At 68.4% G+C, this 18,624-nt stretch carries 17 protein-coding genes and 3 tRNA genes; 17 read left to right on the top strand and 3 right to left on the bottom strand.

The window, feature by feature from the left end:
• Positions 1-2: 2 nt before the first annotated feature.
• Positions 3-2,465, bottom strand: coding sequence for a helicase-associated domain-containing protein (locus STROP_RS19875; RefSeq protein WP_012015148.1), 2,463 nt, complete (start codon positions 2,463-2,465; stop codon positions 3-5).
• Positions 2,466-2,673: 208 nt separating this feature from the next.
• Between STROP_RS19875 and STROP_RS19870 the strand changes: the two genes are divergently transcribed.
• Positions 2,674-3,060 (top strand): cold-shock protein, encoded by a 387-nt coding sequence (locus tag STROP_RS19870; RefSeq protein ID WP_012015147.1) that lies wholly within the window; start codon positions 2,674-2,676, stop codon positions 3,058-3,060.
• Here the strand turns inward: STROP_RS19870 and STROP_RS19865 are convergent.
• Positions 3,021-3,917 carry a 1,4-dihydroxy-6-naphtoate synthase gene (locus STROP_RS19865; protein WP_026275347.1) on the bottom strand — a complete coding sequence of 299 codons (897 nt, stop codon included), beginning with the start codon at positions 3,915-3,917 and terminating at the stop codon, positions 3,021-3,023. The two genes, STROP_RS19870 and STROP_RS19865, sit on opposite strands and share 40 nt — an antisense overlap.
• A 150-nt stretch (positions 3,918-4,067) precedes the next feature.
• Here STROP_RS19865 and STROP_RS19860 point away from each other — a divergent pair, with 150 nt between their 5' ends.
• Positions 4,068-5,333 (top strand): MFS transporter, encoded by a 1,266-nt coding sequence (locus tag STROP_RS19860; protein WP_012015145.1) that lies wholly within the window; start codon positions 4,068-4,070, stop codon positions 5,331-5,333.
• 29 nt (positions 5,334-5,362) lie between these two features.
• Here STROP_RS19860 and STROP_RS19855 read toward each other — a convergent pair whose 3' ends face one another.
• Entirely contained in the window at positions 5,363-5,827 is a 465-nt protein-coding gene (locus STROP_RS19855) for a hypothetical protein (protein ID WP_029126273.1), read from the bottom strand.
• Positions 5,828-6,044: 217 nt separating this feature from the next.
• Between STROP_RS19855 and STROP_RS25250 the strand changes: the two genes are divergently transcribed.
• The 15 genes from STROP_RS25250 (at position 6,045) to rpoB (ending at position 18,624) form a co-directional block, all read left to right on the top strand.
• The gene (locus tag STROP_RS25250; RefSeq protein WP_018831291.1) at positions 6,045-6,191 is read left to right on the top strand and encodes a hypothetical protein; all 147 of its coding nucleotides are present in this window, start codon (positions 6,045-6,047) and stop codon (positions 6,189-6,191) included.
• A 35-nt stretch (positions 6,192-6,226) separates the two neighbouring features.
• Positions 6,227-8,755, top strand: a complete 2,529-nt coding sequence (locus tag STROP_RS19850; RefSeq protein WP_012015143.1) for a putative bifunctional diguanylate cyclase/phosphodiesterase — start codon at positions 6,227-6,229, stop codon at positions 8,753-8,755.
• 92 nt (positions 8,756-8,847) lie between these two features.
• Positions 8,848-8,920 (top strand) — tRNA-Thr (locus STROP_RS19845).
• A gap of 24 nt (positions 8,921-8,944) precedes the next feature.
• Positions 8,945-9,017: transfer RNA gene (locus STROP_RS19840), tRNA-Met, on the top strand.
• A 133-nt stretch (positions 9,018-9,150) separates the two neighbouring features.
• Positions 9,151-9,318, top strand: coding sequence for a 50S ribosomal protein L33 (gene rpmG, locus STROP_RS19835; RefSeq protein WP_012015142.1), 168 nt, complete (start codon positions 9,151-9,153; stop codon positions 9,316-9,318).
• Positions 9,319-9,430: 112 nt separating this feature from the next.
• A complete protein-coding gene (locus STROP_RS19830; RefSeq protein WP_026275346.1) occupies positions 9,431-9,877 on the top strand; it encodes a MaoC family dehydratase N-terminal domain-containing protein in 447 nt (148 codons plus the stop codon).
• 1 nt (position 9,878) lies between these two features.
• Positions 9,879-10,271 carry a MaoC family dehydratase gene (locus tag STROP_RS19825; RefSeq protein ID WP_012015140.1) on the top strand — a complete coding sequence of 131 codons (393 nt, stop codon included), beginning with the start codon at positions 9,879-9,881 and terminating at the stop codon, positions 10,269-10,271.
• A gap of 124 nt (positions 10,272-10,395) precedes the next feature.
• A tRNA-Trp gene (locus tag STROP_RS19820) sits at positions 10,396-10,468 on the top strand.
• 210 nt (positions 10,469-10,678) lie between these two features.
• Positions 10,679-11,059, top strand: a complete 381-nt coding sequence (secE, locus tag STROP_RS19815) for a preprotein translocase subunit SecE (RefSeq protein ID WP_012015139.1) — start codon at positions 10,679-10,681, stop codon at positions 11,057-11,059.
• A 38-nt stretch (positions 11,060-11,097) separates the two neighbouring features.
• The gene (gene nusG, locus STROP_RS19810; RefSeq protein ID WP_012015138.1) at positions 11,098-11,826 is read left to right on the top strand and encodes a transcription termination/antitermination protein NusG; all 729 of its coding nucleotides are present in this window, start codon (positions 11,098-11,100) and stop codon (positions 11,824-11,826) included.
• 192 nt (positions 11,827-12,018) lie between these two features.
• The gene (rplK, locus tag STROP_RS19805) at positions 12,019-12,450 is read left to right on the top strand and encodes a 50S ribosomal protein L11 (protein WP_012015137.1); all 432 of its coding nucleotides are present in this window, start codon (positions 12,019-12,021) and stop codon (positions 12,448-12,450) included.
• Between the two features lie 78 nt (positions 12,451-12,528).
• Positions 12,529-13,245 carry a 50S ribosomal protein L1 gene (rplA, locus tag STROP_RS19800; protein WP_012015136.1) on the top strand — a complete coding sequence of 239 codons (717 nt, stop codon included), beginning with the start codon at positions 12,529-12,531 and terminating at the stop codon, positions 13,243-13,245.
• Positions 13,246-13,642: 397 nt separating this feature from the next.
• Positions 13,643-14,188, top strand: coding sequence for a 50S ribosomal protein L10 (gene rplJ, locus STROP_RS19795; protein ID WP_012015135.1), 546 nt, complete (start codon positions 13,643-13,645; stop codon positions 14,186-14,188).
• Positions 14,189-14,243: 55 nt separating this feature from the next.
• A complete protein-coding gene (gene rplL, locus STROP_RS19790) occupies positions 14,244-14,630 on the top strand; it encodes a 50S ribosomal protein L7/L12 (RefSeq protein WP_012015134.1) in 387 nt (128 codons plus the stop codon).
• 562 nt (positions 14,631-15,192) lie between these two features.
• Positions 15,193-18,624 carry a DNA-directed RNA polymerase subunit beta gene (gene rpoB, locus STROP_RS19785; RefSeq protein WP_012015133.1) on the top strand — a complete coding sequence of 1,144 codons (3,432 nt, stop codon included), beginning with the start codon at positions 15,193-15,195 and terminating at the stop codon, positions 18,622-18,624.

Raw genomic sequence — 18,624 nt, 5'->3', positions numbered from 1 at the left:
GTTCAGTCCGCCAGCACCGCTGCCGCCACCCGGTGTAGGGCGAAGGTGTGCAGCATCTCGGTCCGTTCGTCTTCCGCCCGTAGGTAGCCCGCCCCGATCGACACCGGCCGGACCAGCCGGGAGGCGGTAGCCCCGTGCGCGTCGACATACCCCACCCAGACCAGCGCCTTGTCCCGGACGGCCTGCTGGAGCACAGCCAGCGCGTCGGTGTGACTGTGCGCCGCTCCGGCGGCTTCCGGTCCGCGAAGCAGCGCCGGTGCCCGTCGGGCGGCCCGCGCCGCGGCGTCGCCCCGCCGGATCTGCTCGACCATGCCGAGGAGCCGCGGCATCGGGAGCCTTGGGGCGGCGAGCGGGTCAACGATCCGGGTGGCGCCCGGCGAGCGCGCCGGTGCCCGGCGGGCCCTGGGTCGGGTGAGTACCGCCGCCCCGGTGGCGTCCTCGGGCACCGGCGCATAACCGGCCTCGCGCAGCGTGGCGAGCATGCGGTTCACCTGGCACGGAGTGACGAGCACGGTTGGCGCGAGCCGGCGGAGCGCCAGCACCTCCAACCGGCGGTCGGCGAGTACCTCACCAAGCAGCGCCTCGTCGTCACTGCGCAGGTACGCCCCGGTGGCGCCGACGCGCAGACCGCCGTGCCGGCGGGCGACGTCGTCAACCAGGTAGGTGAGCCCCTGCGGCACCGTTGTCCGCGAGCGCCGGGTGAACAGACCGTGTAGGTCGGCTGCCGAGTAGCCGGCGTCCAGTGCCCGCCGGATGCTCGCCGGGGTCACCCGGTGCACGCTGGCCCCGCCGGCCGATTCGTGCTCGGCCACCACGTCCAGCTCGGCGGCGAGCGTCGGGTCAGCTGGTCCGGGGACGACGACGGTCAGATCGGCCTGTACCAAGAAGTGGTCAACCGGGGCGGGTAGCAGCCCGTCCAACGCCCGTACCGCCGTTGACGGCTCGCCCTCGGAGCGCAGGCCCAGCGGGTCGTCGGTGCCCCGCTGCTCGCTGGAGGTGGTGTCGGCGAGCAGCAGCCGCCCGTACGAGGTGAGCGCCCCCAGCCCGGTAACGCCCAGCGTGGCCGCCTCGGTCAGCACCTCCCGGTGCGCCGCCTCCCGTCCCCGACTGCGCCGGGGCGCCCGCCAGTCCAGTAGCTCCAACACCTCGTCCGGGGTCGGTGCGGTCGCCGGCTCCAGATCGGCGAGGACACCGAGCGTCGCCTGCCGTGCGACTGGCGCCCCAGCCCGTTCCGCCTCGGGGGAGAGCACCGTGATCGGGCGGTCCCGGTCGTCGCGCTGGCCGACCAGCCCGGGTTGTCGGGTCATCGTCAGCCACGCCCGGGCCAACTGCTCCCACCGTTGCGCCAGCGAACCGGCTCGCCAGGTCTCGTACCCAGCGCTCGGCATCACCTGCTGCTCGGCCCCGGAACGGGGCGCTGCGGTCCCGGGCTCCCCCCACTCCCCGGTCAGTCCGGCTGCGTGTGCCGCCTCCAGCAGCAGCGCGGCTGTCGGTTCGTCCAGACCGAGGGCACGGGCCAACCGGCGCAGGTCACGGACGCCCAGGCCGCCGGAGCGAAGCACTGACGCCGGCTCCGCGGCGAGCTGTTCCAGCAGCGCCTCGGCCTGGCGGACCACCTCCATGGTCTGGCCAGCCCCGGCCGAGTCGACCGCCTTCGGCTCCCTGGGTGCGGCCGCGACCGGCGGCGGGGCGGTGGGCATGGGGCCGAGCCCGCCGGTGTCCCGGCGGAGCAGGAGCCCCACCTCTCGGGGCAGCTCGACAGTCCCGGGCTTGCCGCTCCCACCGGTGGAGACACAGACCAGGAGACGATGGTCAACCAGCCAGCGTACCGGTGAGCCGGTGGGTGCGCCGCCGTTGGTGGCATCCGGTGGCAGTGCGTCCTCGGCACCGAGGGGCGGGGCCTGCAACGCCCCCGGTGGCACGCTGCCGACCGGCGGACCGGCGGCGAGCCGATCCAGGATGGCCCGGGCCGACGGCGGTGCCGACAGCAGGGTGCGCCGTAGCTTCGCCGGGTCGGCGCAGAGGGCCGCCGTCCGCGAGTCCAGCTCGGCTGCCGGCCGGCCCAGCCCCGCGGGGTACGGGGAGATCTCGTCGATGCCGCCGATCACGTGTAGGCGTTCGTCGGGCCCGTACAGCAGCAGGCGTGACCGGAGTAGTCGCACCGCTTCCCGGACGGCAGCCGGGTCGGGGGGCTGCGTGTTGGCGGCGGCCATGGCGAGTATCACATCGAGGTTGGTGGTCTCGGCCGACGGTTCGCGGGTGAGCCGGGCGGCGTCGAGAACCTGAAGCGTGAAGCGGTCCAGGCTGTCCAGAGCGCGGGCCACCGAAACCCGGGACTGGGCGCGGATGGCGAGCGCGGAGAGATCGGTGGGCACCGGTACGACGAGGTCCGGCCGCTGGTGGAGCAGGGCCGCGAGCGACTGGTCGGGCAGCGCACGCAGGTGTTCGGCGAGTGAGGTGGTCATCGTCTTTCCACGCTAGCCCGACGGGTGCCCGCTCCGCCCCTCGGTCGGCCAGTCGCCCCGACTGCGCCGGTATCCGCCATACCCGTAGCATCCGCGGCCGGGGTGGCGCCGGTGCGGGATGATCTCACTGGATTCTCAGCGGCGCCCGCCGCCGTGGTCCGGCTAGCCTTAGAACAGTAGACGTCGTGAGTGAAGCAGAGGTTTTCAAGTGCCGACGGGTCGAGTGAAGTGGTACGACGCGACCAAGGGATACGGGTTCGTCACCAATGACGAGGGCGGCGACGTGTTCCTGCCCAAGGCTGCGCTACCGGCGGGTGTCACCGACCTCAAGGGTGGGCAGCGGGTCGACTTCAGCGTGGTCGACAGCCGTCGTGGCGCCCAGGCGATGGGGGTCAAGCTGTTGGAGGCCCCGCCGTCGGTGGCGGAGCTGCGTCGTCGGCCCGCGGAGGAACTGCACGGCCTCGTCGAAGATATGATCAAGGTTCTGGAGGCGAAGGTGCAGCCAAACCTACGGCGAGGCCGGTTCCCAGACCGGAAGACCTCGCAGAAGATCGCTCAGCTGGTCCACGCGGTCGCCCGCGAGTTGGAGGTCTGAGGCACCAGGCCGGCGTCGGCGGCCCGGCCCAGCAGCGCGTCAACGGCGGCGTACCCGGCCTCACCCAGGTCGGCGGTGAACTCGTTCACGTAGAGGTTGATGTGCCGCTCGACCACGTCGGGCTCCATCTCCTGCGCGTACGTCAGCACATAGTCGCGGCTGGCCGCCGGGTCCGCCCAGGCGCGGCTGACCGACTCCCGGATCCACCCGGTGGCGGCCTCGGGGTCCACGCTGCCCCGGCGGGCGAGAATCGCGCCGAGCGGGATCGGGAGGCCGGTGTCGGCCTCCCACCATTCGCCGAGGTCGACCAGGGCGGTCAGCCCGTGCCGGGGGTAGGTGAACCGCGCCTCGTGGATCACCAGGCCGGCGTCGTACCGTCCGGCGGCGACCCCCGGCATGATCTCGTGAAACGGCACCACCTCGATGCGGGCGGGTGGCCGCCCGGCCGACCAGAGCCGGAAGAGCAGGTACGCCGTGGTCCGGTCACCGGGTACCGCGACCGTGGCCCCGGACAGGTCGGCCCGGTCCGGGACCCCGGTCACCCGGCTGCCCGAGCCCTCGAATGCGGACGCGGTAGGGGCGAGCATCCGGTCGGGTCGGGTCAGCACCAGGGGTCCGCAGCCCCGGCCGAGTGCTCCACCGCAGGGCAGGAGGTGGTAGTCCTCGAGCAGCCACGGCAGCGCCGCGTAGCTCACCTTCACCAGGTCGAACGCGCCTTGCTCGGCGGCCGTGTTGGTCACGTCCACGTCGGCGTAGGTCACGGTGACCGCAGGGGCGCCGGGGACCTGCCCGTGCACCAGCGCGTGGAAGACGAACGTGTCGTTGGGGCAGGGCGAGATCGCCAGCGAGAGCGTCACAGGCCAACGGTAGCCTCGCCCAGATTTTCCGCTGCCCGGACTGACCTCGAGGTTGGCGTCGGTCACGCGTTCGGTCCGCCTTCTGGTGGTGGCCTGAACCGGGCAGCTTGCGCTAGATCGGAGGCACTCATCACCAGGCCGCGGAACAGCTTGATCGCCCTCGAAGACCTACCTCCGGGTGGTGTGGGCGTAACGGCGGGGCGGCGACTGCCCACCTCGTACCTGCTCTGGCTCGCCGGGATCCTCGCCTCGCTGCTGGGCAACTCGCTCTTCTACTTCGCCCTCGGTTGGGAGGCGAGTGCGCACGGCGGTGCCGTCGCCGGTCTTGTTCTCACCGCCATCACGCTGCCGCGGGTGCTGCTGCTCCTGATAGGTGGAGCGGTCGGGGACCGGGTGAGTGCCCGTCGAGTTCTCATCATCGGCGATGCCGTGATGCTTGTCTTCTCCGTCGCCCTGGCGGCGTCGGCCTACCACCTCGGGGCGCCGCCCTGGCTGCTGATCGCCGCCGGCGTCGCCGTGGGGGTCGCGGACGCCTTCTATCTGCCAGCGTCCGGATCGATGCCGCGACGGCTGGTAAGCCAGGACCAACTTTCGCAGGCCCTGGCGTTGCGCCAGGTTGGCGGTCAGCTGGTCGCCATGGGCGGCGGTCCGCTCGGCGGCGTTCTCGTCGGGTTGGCCGGGTTGGCGGGGGCCGCCCTGGTCAACGCGGTGACCTTCGCCGCGGTGCTGACGCTTCTGATCATCATCCGGCCTCGGTACAACGGGCCCGCCACCGCGCGCAGCGGAGGGGTTGTGCGCGACGCGGTCGACAGCATCCGCGTCGGCTTCCGTGATCCGGTCCTGCGTCCCGGGCTAACGCTGACCGGGGCCGCGGCAGGTTTCCTGCTTCCGGTGCTTCCGTTGCTGGTCCCACTGCTTGCGCGGGCGGAGGACTGGGGGGCGGCGGCTGGTGGTCTGATCTTTGGGGCGCAGGGCGTTGGTATGGCCATCGTCACCCTGGCTGTCGTGCGTCGCGGCCCGCTCGGCCGGCCCGGTCTACTCGCTGCCTGCGGCCTATTGATCGCTGGTGCTGGAGTTGCTGGGCTGGCGCTCTCCTCCACTGTGGGGATCGCCGTCGGCGTGGGGCTGATCATGGGGTTCGGGAGTGGGCTCTTCGCCTCGCACCTGGGTCCGCTGATCCTCGGCGTGACTCCGGACACTCACCTCTCTCGCATTCAGGCCCTGCTGACACTGGTGCAGAGCCTGGCTTCGTTGATCATGGTTAATGTGCTCGGCCTCATCGTCGATCACCGCGGAGCGGCGGTGGCGATCCTGATCTGCGCAGCGGCCACGAGCTGCGTTGGGCTGCTGGGCCTACGGTCCGCGCCGCTGCGTACCAGTCGCTTCGGACTGAACACCACCTCCGTCGACCGATGAGCAGTCCAGGTGGCGCTGCCCGTGCCGGATCACTCCGCTCCGGTCTCCGGCGTGGCCTCGTGCCCCGGCAATCCGTGGGTGCGGCGCCGCTGTTTCATCTCCGCCTCGTAGATGTGTCGCCGCCCGCCGGCCAGGCGTTCCCGGGTGTCCCGCTCGATGTCCTGGAACGTCGCGTAGTAGCCGTCGTCGAACTCCTCCACGACCTGGAACGTCCACCGTCCGGGTAGCACGTTGCGGCCCAGCAGCTCATGCTCGACCCGGTCGGCCATGTCGTCGTGCCCGGCCTCCCGGAGCAGCCGCACCACCCGGTCGAGGGTGAGATCTGCTCCGCCGACGAGCTGGTGTGCGGAATAGAGGTGGCCGCGTACTCGATGAATCTTCTCCAACGCCTCGCTCAACTCGCCCAGCGCTTCGACGGTTGTGTCACTGACCCCTGCCGGCCGGGAGTGTTCCGCGTCCACTGACCTCTCCTGTTTTGGCATGGCGGTTGACATACCCCGGAACCGTCGAGCTGCACCCGAGGGCGCCGTGGCTGGACAGCGGCAGGTGATGGTAAGGATCGGTTTCGTCCCGTGCTGTCCGTATGAGTCCGTTCAGCCGGGCCTTTCGTTTGGCTGTGGTAGTGGCCCCGGTGGCTTTGCCGGGCGATTCACGTGTGGCACCATCGTGGCACCGGTTACAACCTCCGGTCCCCTCGACAGGAGTTCACTTATGTCTGAAACGACGCGCCGCTGGCGTGGTGCCGTCCTCGCGTTCGCGGTTGTGGCTGCTTTCGCGGGTGGCCTGCTGGCCCTGGATTCGAGCGCCCAGCTTGCCGACTTCAGCTGGAGCGCCCCCGCTTCGGAGGAAGGGCAGTAGTTCGCTAGCGTCCGCACCGCCGACCAGGAGGCGGTATGTCAGACAGTTCCCCGCCGGTGCGTAGGACCACCGAGCAGGTCTGGCTGATCACCGCCCCACTGGCGATGGTTGCGGTGTTTTGTACCGTCGTCCTGGCGCTCGCGACCGAGTCGTCGCTCGGCAACCTAACCATCACCACGGCTCTGCTCGTCGCGATGGTCGCGGCGAGCACGCACGTCCTGCAGATCGTCGTACGCCGCCAGGCGCTCGAGGTGATCGCCACCGAGATCCCACTCGTGCTGGCTTTCTACTACCTGCCGCCGTTGACAGTTGTGGCGATCATGGTGCTGTCCGCCATTGTCGCGCAGTACTGGCGTCGGCTCGCCGCGGTGAAGGTCTGGTTCAACGTGGCCTGCAAGGGTGCGGCCGCCTCACTCGGTGGCGTCGTCCTGGTTGGGCTCTCCGGCGTTGATGGAGTCGGTCCTCGGACGTGGGCGGTCCTGTTCGCCGCGGTGACGGTGAACTCGGTGGTTTCCCTGATCGCGATCAGTGGAGTCGTGAGTCTGTTGCACGGCTGGCAGGCCGGCTGGGAGTTGTTCCGCAGGTCCCCGGTGCCGCTGCTGGTCAACTCCATCAACGTGTTGATCGGTCTGGTCCTGCTGCTGGCGTTGGAGTCGACCTGGTGGTCGATGTTGTTGATCGCCGTGCTGGCCGTCGCGATGGTGGTGATATACCGGTCGTACGCGCAGTTCCTCCGGCAGCATCGCATGCTCAGTAGCATGTACGAGCTGACCCGGGCGATGACCGAGGGTGGTCGGGAAGGCGCCATCGCCGACGTCCTGCTTGGCCGAATCCGGGCGCTGATGCAGGCCGAGTACGCGACCCTGTGGCTCCCCGCGCTGGGGCGCTATCCCGAGATGTTGCTCAGCGCCCGGGTGGACGACCGGGGCCTGCTCGATGTCGCACCGACCCCTGCTGACCTGCGTGAGCAGGTCCGGGAGTCCGGTGAGACCCTCGCCGCCGGGCGGGCTCTTCCGAAATTTCCCGACATCTCGCGGGATCTGGCCGGGCACGGGGTGAAGGACGTGATCGTCGTTCCGTTGCGGTCGGGAAAGGCCGTCATCGGCACACTGGAGGTCGTCAACCGGCTCAGTGACGGCGGTCACTTCACCCCGGAGGACATCCCCGTCTTCGAGACCGTCGCCGCGCACACCGCGGTCGCACTCGAGAATTCCCGGCTGGTCGACCGGCTGCGGTACGACGCCTACCACGACACGCTCACCAAGCTGCCCAACCGGCGGCGAGTCACCGAGGCACTCGACGAGGCGGTCAAGATCCGAGCGCCGGGCGAGGTGGTGGCGCTGCTGCTCTTCGACGTGGATCGACTCCGCGAGGTCAACGAGTCCCTCGGGCGCGCCGCTGGGGACAAGGTGTTGGTCGAGGTCGCCGCGCGGCTTCGGTCCCGTGCGCCGTCCTCTGCGCTGGTGGGTCGGGTTGGCGGGGACGAGTTTCTCGTGACCCTCCGGCTGGCGGACGCCGCTGAGGCCCGGGACCTGGCGGCTCGGATGCGGGAGCAGATCCGGGCTGTGGTGACCTTCGACGGGCTCGCCCTCGACGTGGATACGGCGGTGGGTATCACCGTCCACCCGGATCACGGCAGTGGGGCCGCCGTGCTGCTGCAGCGGGCCGATCTGGCCGTGACGGCGGCCAGGTCCGCCTCGGGGAACGTCCAACTGTTCAATCCGGCGCTGGAGTCCCGGTCGTTGCGGCGGCTTGGTCTCGCCGGTGACCTGCGGCGGGCCCTGGACAACAATGAGTTGGAGGTGTACTTCCAGCCCAAGGTCAACCTGCGGGATCGGCGGTTGGTCGGCGTCGAGTGCCTTGCCCGCTGGGAGGGCGGCGCCCACGGGTCAGTCTCGCCGGAGGACTTCGTGGCGGTCGCGGAGCACATCGGTCAACTGGGGCGGCTCACCGAGTTCGTACTCCGGGAGGGGCTACGGCGTAGCCGTGACTGGGCGCACGGTGGTCACCCGCTCTCCGTCGCGGTCAACCTCTCCCCGCGTACGCTGACCGACCGGCACTTCCCGGAGCGGGTGCGGGAACTGCTCGAGGAGTACGGCGTGCCGCCGCAGCGGCTCACGTTGGAGATTCGGGAGTCCGGGGTGCTGGACGGCACCGACCGCCCCATTCCGATCCTGCGGTGCCTGCGTGAGTTGGGAGTCCGCCTGTCGGTGGATGACTTTGGCACGGGTGACTTGTCGCTTGTGCACCTGCGCCGGCTCCCCGTGCACGAGGTGAAGGTCGATCGCCGGTTTGTGCAGGGGATGGCGACCGACCCCGGAGACCTGGCCATCGTCAACGCGGTGGTCACGCTCTCCCAGCAGTTCGGCCTTGCAGTGGTTGCCGAGGGCGTGGAGAGCGAGTTGACCTTGGAACTCCTCCAGGACATTGGGTGTGAGTACGGGCAGGGGTTCCTGTTCAGCCGCCCGTTGCCCTATGAGCGGCTGGAGGCGTGGTTCGGCGCCCAGGTGGAGTCGGAGGCGGTGGCGGCGGGGGAGCCGCCACGACTTCGGGTCGTGCCGTGAGTGGCGTCCAGGGGCTGCCGGGGGATCCGATTTCAGCTCCGCGATCCCGCCGTGTAGGCTTACCTCTGCACGGCCACCGAGTGGTTGCGCAGGCCCCCTTAGCTCAGTCGGCAGAGCGTCTCCATGGTAAGGAGAAGGTCTACGGTTCGATTCCGTAAGGGGGCTCAGAGGGTCCGGCTGGACCCACCCGGCGGTGTAGCTCAGGTGGCAGAGCAAGCGGCTCATAATCGCTGTGTCGCCGGTTCAAGTCCGGCCACCGCTACTTTCGTCCATCGGGCCTCACCCGGCGGATGATGGGACGGGCGCTTTTGGCGCCCGCTTTGCATGTCCACGTGCTCAGCACGTAGGCTGATGCGCCCGTAGTTGTCACCCATTAACGAGGAAGGCACTCCGCCGTGGCGAAGGCGACCGATGTCCGGCCGAAGATCACTTTGGCGTGTGTGGAGTGCAAGGAGCGCAACTACATCACGCGCAAGAACCGGCGTAACGACCCGGACCGTATCGAGCTGAAGAAGTTCTGCCCGCGCGAGGGCCGGCACACGATCCACCGCGAGACCCGCTGACCTTGGCGGTCTGCCGCTGAGACACCCACGGTCGCCGATTCTCCGACCCGCGTGGCTTTGACACCGCCGGTCGGGTGGATCGGCGGCCGTGTTCTGCGTGTATTTTCGCGGCATGTCCCTGGACCCCTCCTTCGTCGGCCGGACCTATCCGCCGACCGCCCCCTATCAGGTGGGCCGAGAGAAGATTCGTGAGTTCGCGACCGCGATCGGCGCTACCGAACCGGCCCACCACGATCCGACTGCCGCTCGCGCGCTCGGCCATCCGGACGTGGTCGCCCCGCCGACGTTTCCGGTCCTGGTCACCATGGCCGCCACCCGCCAGATCGTTGAGGATCCGGACCTCGGTGTCGACTACAGCCGGGTGGTTCACGGCGATCAGCGCTTTGCCTACACCCGCCCGGTCGTGGCGGGGGACGAGCTGGTCTGCGTCAACACCATCGAGGATGTCAGCACCCGCGGCGGTCACGGGTTCCTGACCACCCGCACCGAGGTCACCACGCCCGACGGTGAGTCGGTGGTCACCGTCTGGTCGAAGATCGTCGTACGGGGGGAGGGCTGAGATGGAGCTGCCAACCAAGACTTTCCGGGTAACGCGGGCGGACCTGGTCCGCTACGCGGGTGCCTCGGGAGACTTCAACCCGATCCACTGGAGCGACCGGATCGCCACCTCGGTCGGGCTGCCCGGCGTGATCGCCCACGGCATGTTCACGATGGCGTTGGTGGGCCGGGCCGTCGCCGAGTGGGCCGGCGCTGCTGACGCGGTGGTCGACTACGGGGTCCGGTTCACCCGGCCGGTCGTTGTCCCCGATGATGAGCAGGGCACCGAGATCGAGGTGACGGCGGCGGTTCGGGAGGTCACCGATGCGGGCTTGACCAGGATCGACATCACCGCGACCTGCCGAGGGGAGAAGGTGTTGTCGCAGGCGAGAGCGACCATCCGGACGCCCGGCTGATCGATCTTCGACGCGCGAGGGGTGGACCGGTTGGGAAAGTCGTGCCACTACCCGTACACTGGTCCGCCGTGGGGCACGTGACCCTGCCCGGCCTGTTGGCGGGGTGAGGTGACGTCCGCCGCACAGGGGTGTAGCTCAATTGGCAGAGCAGCGGTCTCCAAAACCGCAGGCTGCAGGTTCAAGTCCTGTCACCCCTGCGCCTCAGGCCTGATCGTTTCGTGGGTCGCGTCGCCGGTTGGCGGCGTCCGGCCCGTGGTGGTGGTATCGGCGGGGCGGCTCCGAGACACTCGGGCCCCCGGTTCGGACCGCTGGCTACGGCCGTCGCGGACGGTCGGGCCGGCCGGCGTGACCAGACGCCGCGTATGCTGTGACGGCGTGCGAACCGACATCCCGCGACGGAGGGCGATGTGGCCGACAACAAGCGGCGTGGCGAGGATGCCGACGACGAGCGTCTGGACGGCGAGCTGGACGCCGCCGGCGATGCCGACGCCGACGAGGAGTCAGCCTCCCGGGGTGACGGTGCGACCAGCTCGCAGTCCCGGGCGGAGTCGGTCGACCGGCCGAAGAGTCGTACCCAGGGTGACAAGGTTGGGCCGATCGGTCGAGTCGTGCGATTCGTCCGCGAGGTTGTGGCTGAGCTGCGTAAGGTCATCTGGCCGACTCGCAAGGAGTTGTTGACCTACGCCTCCGTGGTGATCGTGTTCGTCGCTGTGATGCTGGCGATCGTGGCTGGCCTGGACCTCGCCTTCGCCGAGGGTGTGCTGTGGGTCTTTGGTAACCCCGGCTGACCGGCTGACTGTGCTGATAGTGACGGAAGTGAGCAAGCGTGCCTGAGTACGACGAGACCGCCGAGCCCGTGGACGAGCAGTCCACGGTTGCGACCGCGGCTGGTGACATGTCGGTTGAGGCCGCCAGCGAGCCGGAGCTCTCCGACAGCGCCAGCGAGCCGGCCGAGGAGCCCGAGTTCGACCCGGTTGCCGAGCTGCGCCAGAAGCTGCGCTACGCCCCGGGCGACTGGTATGTGGTGCACTCGTACGCCGGCTACGAGAACAAGGTCAAGACCAACCTCGAGACCCGGATCACCTCCCTCGACATGGAGGACTACATCTACCAGGTCGAGGTGCCGACCCGGGACGAGGTCGAGGTCAAGAACGGCAAGCGTTCCCAGGTTCAGGCCAAGGTCTTCCCCGGCTACATCCTGGTTCGAATGGAGCTCACCGCCGAGTCGTACTCCTGCGTGCGGAACACGCCAGGCGTGACCGGCTTCGTGGGCGCCACCGACCGGGCCGACCGTCCTGCGCCGCTCAGCCTTGACGAGGTGTTGAAGTGGCTGGCGCCAGCAGTCGAGGCGGTGGAGAAGAAGGCGAAGCCCGAGGTCAAGGTCCTCGACTTTGAGGTTGGCGACTCGGTTACCGTCACCGACGGCGCCTTCGCCTCGCTGCCGGCGACGATCAGCGAGATCAATGCTGACCAGCAGAAGCTCAAGGTGCTGGTGTCGATCTTCGGTCGAGAGACACCGGTGGAGCTGAACTTCAACCAGGTCGCCAAGATCTGACTTCCGGTACGTCGGCGGTGGGTGCCTACCCGCCGCCGACGTCCTCGTTTCTGGCCAGTGCGGCTGCCAGCCGGACCCCGGCGGACCGGCATTCGGCGTGCGCTACCCTAGAACGTCGCCGTCTACGCGGCATGCTGACCGTGCATGCCCGACGGGCGGTGCGAATTCCCGTTTCACGTCCCAGGAAGTGACATGCCTCCGAAGAAGAAGCTCGTCAAGACGTTCACGCTTCAGCTGCCGGCGGGCCAGGCCACCCCGGCGCCGCCGGTCGGCCCCGCGCTGGGTCAGCACGGTGTGAACATCATGGAGTTCTGCAAGTCCTACAACGCGCAGACCGAGTCCCAGCGGGGCGACATCGTCCCCGCCGAGATCAGCGTCTACGAGGACCGCACGTTCACCTTCGTGCTGAAGACCCCGCCCGCTGCCCGGCTGCTGATCAAGGCTGCTGGTGTGGCGAAGGGCTCGGGTGTCCCGCACATGGAGAAGGTCGGCCAGGTCAGCCGCGCCCAGCTGCGGGAGATCGCCGAGAAGAAGATGGCTGACCTCAACGCCAACGACCTCGACCAGGCCGAGAAGATCATCGCCGGCACCGCCCGGTCGATGGGCCTGAACGTCGTCGACTGACCCAGCTGACCGCCGATCCCGTTTGTGGGAGGGCTCGCGAGCGCCGCGGCCCGCCAGAGACCACAGGAGTAACCACAGATGCAGCACAGCAAGAACTACCGTAAGGCGGCTGCGGCCATCGACCGGTCGAAGCTGTACACGCCCGCCGAGGCCGTCAAGCTGGCCAAGGAGACCACCTCCGTCAAGTTCGACGCCACGGTCGAGGTCGCGATGCGCCTCGGCGTCGACCCGCGTAAGGCGGACCAGATGGTTCGCGGCACGGTCAACCTGCCGCACGGCACGGGTAAGACCGCGCGTGTGATCGTGTTCGCCGCCGGCGCGAAGGCCGAGGAGGCCGTCGCCGCGGGTGCCGACGAGGTAGGCACGGACGAGCTGGTCGCCCGGATCCAGGGCGGATGGCTTGATTTCGACGCCGCGATCGCCACGCCGGACCAGATGGCCAAGATCGGTCGGATCGCGCGGATCCTGGGCCCGCGCGGTCTCATGCCGAACCCGAAGACCGGCACGGTGACGATGAACGTCACCAAGGCCGTTGCGGACATCAAGGGCGGGAAGATCGCTTTCCGGGTGGACAAGCACTCCAACCTGCACCTGATCATCGGCAAGGCCTCGTTCTCCGAGAGCCAGCTGGTGGACAACTACGCTGCGGTTCTCGACGAGATCCTGCGGGCGAAGCCGTCCGCGGCCAAGGGTAAGTACCTGAGGAAGGTCACCCTCACCACCACGATGGGCCCGGGTGTTCCGATCGACCCGAACGTGGTGAAGAACCTGCGGGAGAACTCCGCCGAGGGCTGAGCACGACGGCGTTGAACGGGGCCCTGCCAGCTGGTGGGCCCCGTTCGGCTTTCGGCTGACCACCTGGTGGCCGGCGCAGCGGTGGGGGCGGCAGGGCTCGCGGGGGTGGTGTGGCGGCCGCCGTGGGCATCGCGTATTCTTGTCGCGAAGTTCCACCCAGAGACCGCTGGTCACCGTGCCTCGGCACGGTCGAAGGTTCCGCGACGACGGGCGACCCGCGCAGGGCGGTAAGCGAAAATCGGTTGTCTCCCACGGTCCGCCGACTGTGGTGTCAGCACCAGCCTTTCGCCCCGTGCGCCCTGCGCCGGGGCTTTTCTCGTTGCCGTGTTTCCTCCGGATCCGCCGTCGGCTACCGCCGATGACGGTGACCAGCCTGGAGCAACGAGAGAGGAGGGACATGGCGGACAAGCCGATCCGGGCCGACAAGGCCACGGCCGTCGCCGAGCTGACCGAGAGCTTCCGCAACGCGGGCGCGACCGTGCTGACCGAGTACCGTGGTCTGACGGTCTCCCAGCTCACCCAGCTGCGGCGCTCGCTCGGTACGGAGACCACCTACACCATCGCCAAGAACACGCTGGCCAAGCGTGCTGCGGTGGACGCGGGTATCTCCGGGCTCGACGAGCTGTTCACCGGTCCTACCGCGCTGACTTTCGTTTCGGGCGATGTCGTCGAGGCGGCCAAGGGTCTTCGCGAGTTCGCGAAGACCAACCCGAAGCTGGTCATCAAGGGCGGTGTTTTCGAGGGCAAGGCCATCTCTGCGGCCGAGGTCACGAAGCTCGCCGACCTGGAGTCCCGCGAGGTGCTGCTGGCCAAGCTGGCCGGTGCCATGAAGGGCAACCTGAGCAAGGCCGCGTCGCTGTTCCAGGCGCCGATGGCCAAGACGGCCCGCCTGGCAGCTGCCCTGCAGGACAAGCGCGAGAAGGAGGGCGCCGAGGCGGCCTGAGGCTTCCCCGGCGCACACGATTCTTAGCAACACCACTTGAGAAAGGACGCCAGACATGGCGAAGCTCAGCACCGACGAGCTGCTCGACGCGTTCAAGGAGATGACGCTGATCGAGCTCTCTGAGTTCGTGAAGCAGTTCGAGGAGACCTTCGAGGTCACCGCCGCGGCTCCGGTCGCCGTGGCCGCTGGCGCCCCGGTCGCCGGTGGCGCTGCCCCGGTCGAGGAGGAGAAGGACGAGTTCGACGTCGTCCTCGAGGCCGACGGTGGCAAGAAGATCCAGGTCATCAAGGTCGTGCGTGAGCTGACCGGCCTGGGCCTCAAGGAGGCCAAGGACCTGGTTGAGGCCGCGCCGAAGCCGGTCCTGGAGAAGGCCAACAAGGAGACCGCCGAGAAGGCCAAGGCCAAGCTCGAGGGTGAGGGTGCCAAGGTCACCCTCAAGTGACCTTGTTCCAACCCTGAAGGGCGTCCCGGTACACGTGAGCCGGGGCGCACTGCGGCACGACGGGCGGCGATCCGATCAGCGGATCGCCGCCCGCCCGTGTTGGTCGCGCGGGTTGCCGCCGCCGAACTGGGCCGCTGTGCGGTCCACGCGGTTGTGCGGGCGTACCCGGCGCCGGCTGGGGGCAGGGGGGGCACAGCGGGCCGTAGTCGGCTCTTGACGCGGCCCGGCCCCGGCAGGCACGCTGAGACCAGCAAGACCTTCCGCGCTTGCAAACAGCTGCCACCTGGATGAGGGCATCGGCGAGGTGATTGGCCGATGGTCGCAGGTGGCCCGGTGGGATTGTCGCGTTCCGAGCGGCCCGGCATGAGGTACCGAGGCCCGTTCCGCGATGACCTGCGGGGTTGGCTGGACAGCGGCAAGTCTCTCGGCTACACTGCTAGTTTGCGCTGCCTTCCGAAATTACCCCTGCTCGGAAATGTCCGTTTGTGGATATTTCTGGTGGGGTTATTGGAGTGCGCGCGTACCAGCCGTTCTGCAGCACCGGTCCTCGGAAGGACGCATCTTGGCAGCTTCCCGCCCTGCGAAGACCAGTCGTACGTCGAGCGCTTTCGCTCCCCGCCGAGTTTCTTTCGGTCGGATTACCGAACACCTCGAGGTCCCCAACCTCCTTGCCATTCAGACCGAGTCTTTTGACTGGCTGGTCGGCAACGAGGCCTGGCAGGGCCGGTCGGCGGACGATCCGCACGCGCGCTCGGGTCTCGCGGAGATTCTCGACGAGATCAGTCCCATTGAGGACTTCTCCGGCACCATGTCACTCTCCTTCTCGGCCCCACGCTTCGACGAGGTCAAAGCCTCGATCGAGGAGTGCAAGGAGAAGGATCTCACCTACTGCGCCCCGCTCTTCGTGACCGCGGAGTTCACCAACAACACCACCGGCGAGATCAAGAGCCAGACGGTGTTCATGGGTGACTTCCCGATGATGACGCCGAAGGGCACCTTCATCATCAACGGTACCGAGCGTGTCGTCGTCAGCCAACTTGTCCGGTCGCCGGGTGTCTACTTCGACAAGCAGCCGGACAAGACCTCCGACCGCGACCTCTCCAGCGTGAAGGTCATCCCGAGCCGGGGTGCCTGGCTGGAGTTCGACATCGACAAGCGCGAAACCGTCGGGGTTCGCATCGACCGTAAGCGCCGGCAGGCCGTCACCGTGCTGCTCAAGGCTATCGGTTGGACGGCGGAGCAGATCCGCGAGCGGTTCGGTTGGTCCGAGCTGATGATGACCACGCTCGAGAAGGACCACATCGCCAGCCAGGACGAGGCGCTGCTGGACATCTACCGCAAGCTGCGTCCGGGTGAGCCGCCGACCCGGGAGAACGCCCAGACCCTGCTCGACAACCTCTTCTTCAACCCGAAGCGGTATGACGTCGCCAAGGTCGGCCGGTACAAGTTCAACAAGAAGCTCGAACTGGACCTGTCGATCGACACCGGGGTGCTCACCCAGGACGACATCGTGGCCACCGTTGAGTACCTCTGCCGGCTGCACGCCGGGGAGGAGGGCTACGAGGCCGACGACATCGATCACTTCGGTAACCGTCGGCTCCGTACCGTGGGCGAGTTGATCCAGAACCAGGTTCGGGTCGGCCTGTCCCGGATGGAGCGGGTCGTTCGGGAGCGGATGACCACGCAGGACGTCGAGGCGATCACGCCGCAGACTCTGATCAACATCCGCCCGGTGGTGGCGGCGATCAAGGAGTTCTTCGGCACCTCGCAGCTGTCCCAGTTCATGGATCAGACCAACCCGTTGGCGGGCCTGACCCACCGGCGTCGGCTGAGTGCTCTCGGCCCCGGTGGTCTGTCCCGGGAGCGGGCCGGCTTCGAGGTCCGCGACGTGCACCCGTCGCACTATGGCCGGATGTGCCCGATCGAGACGCCGGAAGGCCCGAACATCGGGCTGATCGGTGCGCTGTCCACCTTTGCCCGGGTCAACCCGTTCGGCTTCATCGAGACGCCGTACCGGAAGGTCGTGGACGGTCGGGTCACCGACCAGATCGACTACCTGACCGCGGACGAGGAGGACCGCTTCGTCAAGGCGCAGGCCAACGCGCCGCTGCGGGCGGACGGCTCGTTCGCCGAGGAACGCGTCCTGGTCCGTCGTAAGGGCGGCGAGACCGAGGATGTGCCTCCGGCGGCCGTGGACTACATGGATGTGTCGCCGCGTCAGATGACCTCGGTCGCGACCGCGATGATCCCGTTCCTCGAGCACGACGACGCCAACCGCGCGCTGATGGGCGCGAACATGCAGCGTCAGGCGGTGCCGCTGGTCAAGGCCGAGGCGCCGCTGGTCGGCACGGGCATGGAGTACCGGGCCGCGGTGGACGCCGGTGACGTGGTGGTCGCCGAGTTCGGCGGCGTGGTTGAGGACCTCTGCGCCGACTACATCACCGTGCACCAGGACGACGGCCACCGCCGTACCTACCTGCTGCACAAGTTCCGCCGCTCCAACGCCGGCTCCTGCGTCAACCAGAAGCCGGTCGTGTTCGAGGGTGACCGGGTCGAGGCCGGCCAGGTGATCGCCGACGGTCCGTGTACCGACGACGGCGAGATGGCGCTCGGACGTAACCTGCTCGTGGCGTTCATGACCTGGGAAGGCCACAACTACGAGGACGCGATCATTCTGTCGCAGCGCCTCGTGCAGCAGGACGTGTTGACCTCGATTCACATCGAGGAGCACGAGGTTGACGCCCGGGACACCAAGCTTGGCCCGGAAGAGATCACCCGTGACATCCCGAACGTCAGCGAGGAGATGCTCGCCGACCTCGATGAGCGGGGCATCATCCGGATCGGCGCCGAGGTCGTTCCCGGCGACGTCCTGGTCGGTAAGGTCACGCCCAAGGGTGAGACCGAACTGACCCCCGAGGAGCGGCTGCTCCGCGCGATCTTCGGTGAGAAGGCGCGTGAGGTCCGGGACACCTCGCTGAAGGTGCCGCACGGCGAGACCGGCACGGTCATCGGTGTGCGTACCTTCTCCCGCGAGGACGGCGACGAACTGCCGCCGGGCGTCAACGAACTGGTCCGGGTCTACGTCGCGCAGAAGCGGAAGATCCAGGACGGCGACAAGCTCGCCGGCCGGCACGGCAACAAGGGCGTCATCTCCAAGATCCTGCCGGTGGAGGACATGCCGTTCCTCGAGGACGGGACCCCGGTCGACATCGTGCTGAACCCGCTCGGTGTGCCATCCCGGATGAACATCGGCCAGGTGCTGGAGACGCACCTCGGTTGGGTGGCCAAGACCGGGTGGAAGGTCGAGGGCGACGACGCCGAGTGGAAGCGGCAGCTCCAGGCGATCAGTGCCGACGAGTCCGAGCCCGACAGCAACGTGGCCACCCCGGTCTTCGACGGTGCCCGCGAAGAGGAGATCTCCGGTCTGCTCGCGTCAACCCGGGCCAACCGGGATGGCAAGCAGCTGATCGGTTCGTCGGGCAAGGCCCAGCTCTTCGACGGTCGCTCCGGTGAGCCGCTGCCGGACCCGATTGCGGTCGGCTACATCTACATCCTGAAGCTCAACCACCTGGTCGACGACAAGATTCACGCACGGTCGACCGGTCCGTACTCGATGATCACGCAGCAGCCGCTGGGTGGTAAGGCGCAGTTCGGTGGCCAGCGCTTCGGTGAGATGGAGTGCTGGGCGATGCAGGCGTACGGTGCCGCGTACGCGCTGCAGGAGCTGCTGACGATCAAGTCCGATGACGTCCTCGGCCGGGTGAAGGTCTACGAGGCGATCGTCAAGGGCGAGAACATCCCGGAGCCGGGCATTCCGGAGTCGTTCAAGGTGCTACTCAAGGAGCTTCAGTCGCTCTGCCTCAATGTTGAGGTGCTCTCCAGCGACGGTGTGGCCCTGGAGATGCGGGAGACCGACGACGAGGTGTTCCGGGCCGCGGAGGAGCTGGGCATCGACCTGTCCCGGCGCGAGCCGAGCTCGGTCGAAGAGGTGTGA

The organism is Salinispora tropica CNB-440, assembly GCF_000016425.1.
Lineage (GTDB): Bacteria > Actinomycetota > Actinomycetes > Mycobacteriales > Micromonosporaceae > Micromonospora > Micromonospora tropica.
Note: the sequence above shows the minus strand (reverse complement) of the source record. Positions and strands in the feature narration are given on the sequence as shown.

Bases quoted from the DNA above. Each gene is read 5' to 3' on its own strand.
- STROP_RS19850 (WP_012015143.1), top strand. From the start codon at position 6,227: ATGTCAGACAGTTCCCCGCCGGTGCGTAGGACCACCGAGCAGGTCTGG.
- STROP_RS19875 (WP_012015148.1), bottom strand. From the start codon at position 2,465: ATGACCACCTCACTCGCCGAACACCTGCGTGCGCTGCCCGACCAGTCG.
- STROP_RS19830 (WP_026275346.1), top strand. From the start codon at position 9,431: ATGTCCCTGGACCCCTCCTTCGTCGGCCGGACCTATCCGCCGACCGCC.
- STROP_RS19855 (WP_029126273.1), bottom strand. From the start codon at position 5,827: ATGTCAACCGCCATGCCAAAACAGGAGAGGTCAGTGGACGCGGAACAC.
- STROP_RS25250 (WP_018831291.1), top strand. From the start codon at position 6,045: ATGTCTGAAACGACGCGCCGCTGGCGTGGTGCCGTCCTCGCGTTCGCG.
- STROP_RS19825 (WP_012015140.1), top strand. From the start codon at position 9,879: ATGGAGCTGCCAACCAAGACTTTCCGGGTAACGCGGGCGGACCTGGTC.
- rplA (WP_012015136.1), top strand. From the start codon at position 12,529: ATGCAGCACAGCAAGAACTACCGTAAGGCGGCTGCGGCCATCGACCGG.
- rplL (WP_012015134.1), top strand. From the start codon at position 14,244: ATGGCGAAGCTCAGCACCGACGAGCTGCTCGACGCGTTCAAGGAGATG.
- rplK (WP_012015137.1), top strand. From the start codon at position 12,019: ATGCCTCCGAAGAAGAAGCTCGTCAAGACGTTCACGCTTCAGCTGCCG.
- rplJ (WP_012015135.1), top strand. From the start codon at position 13,643: ATGGCGGACAAGCCGATCCGGGCCGACAAGGCCACGGCCGTCGCCGAG.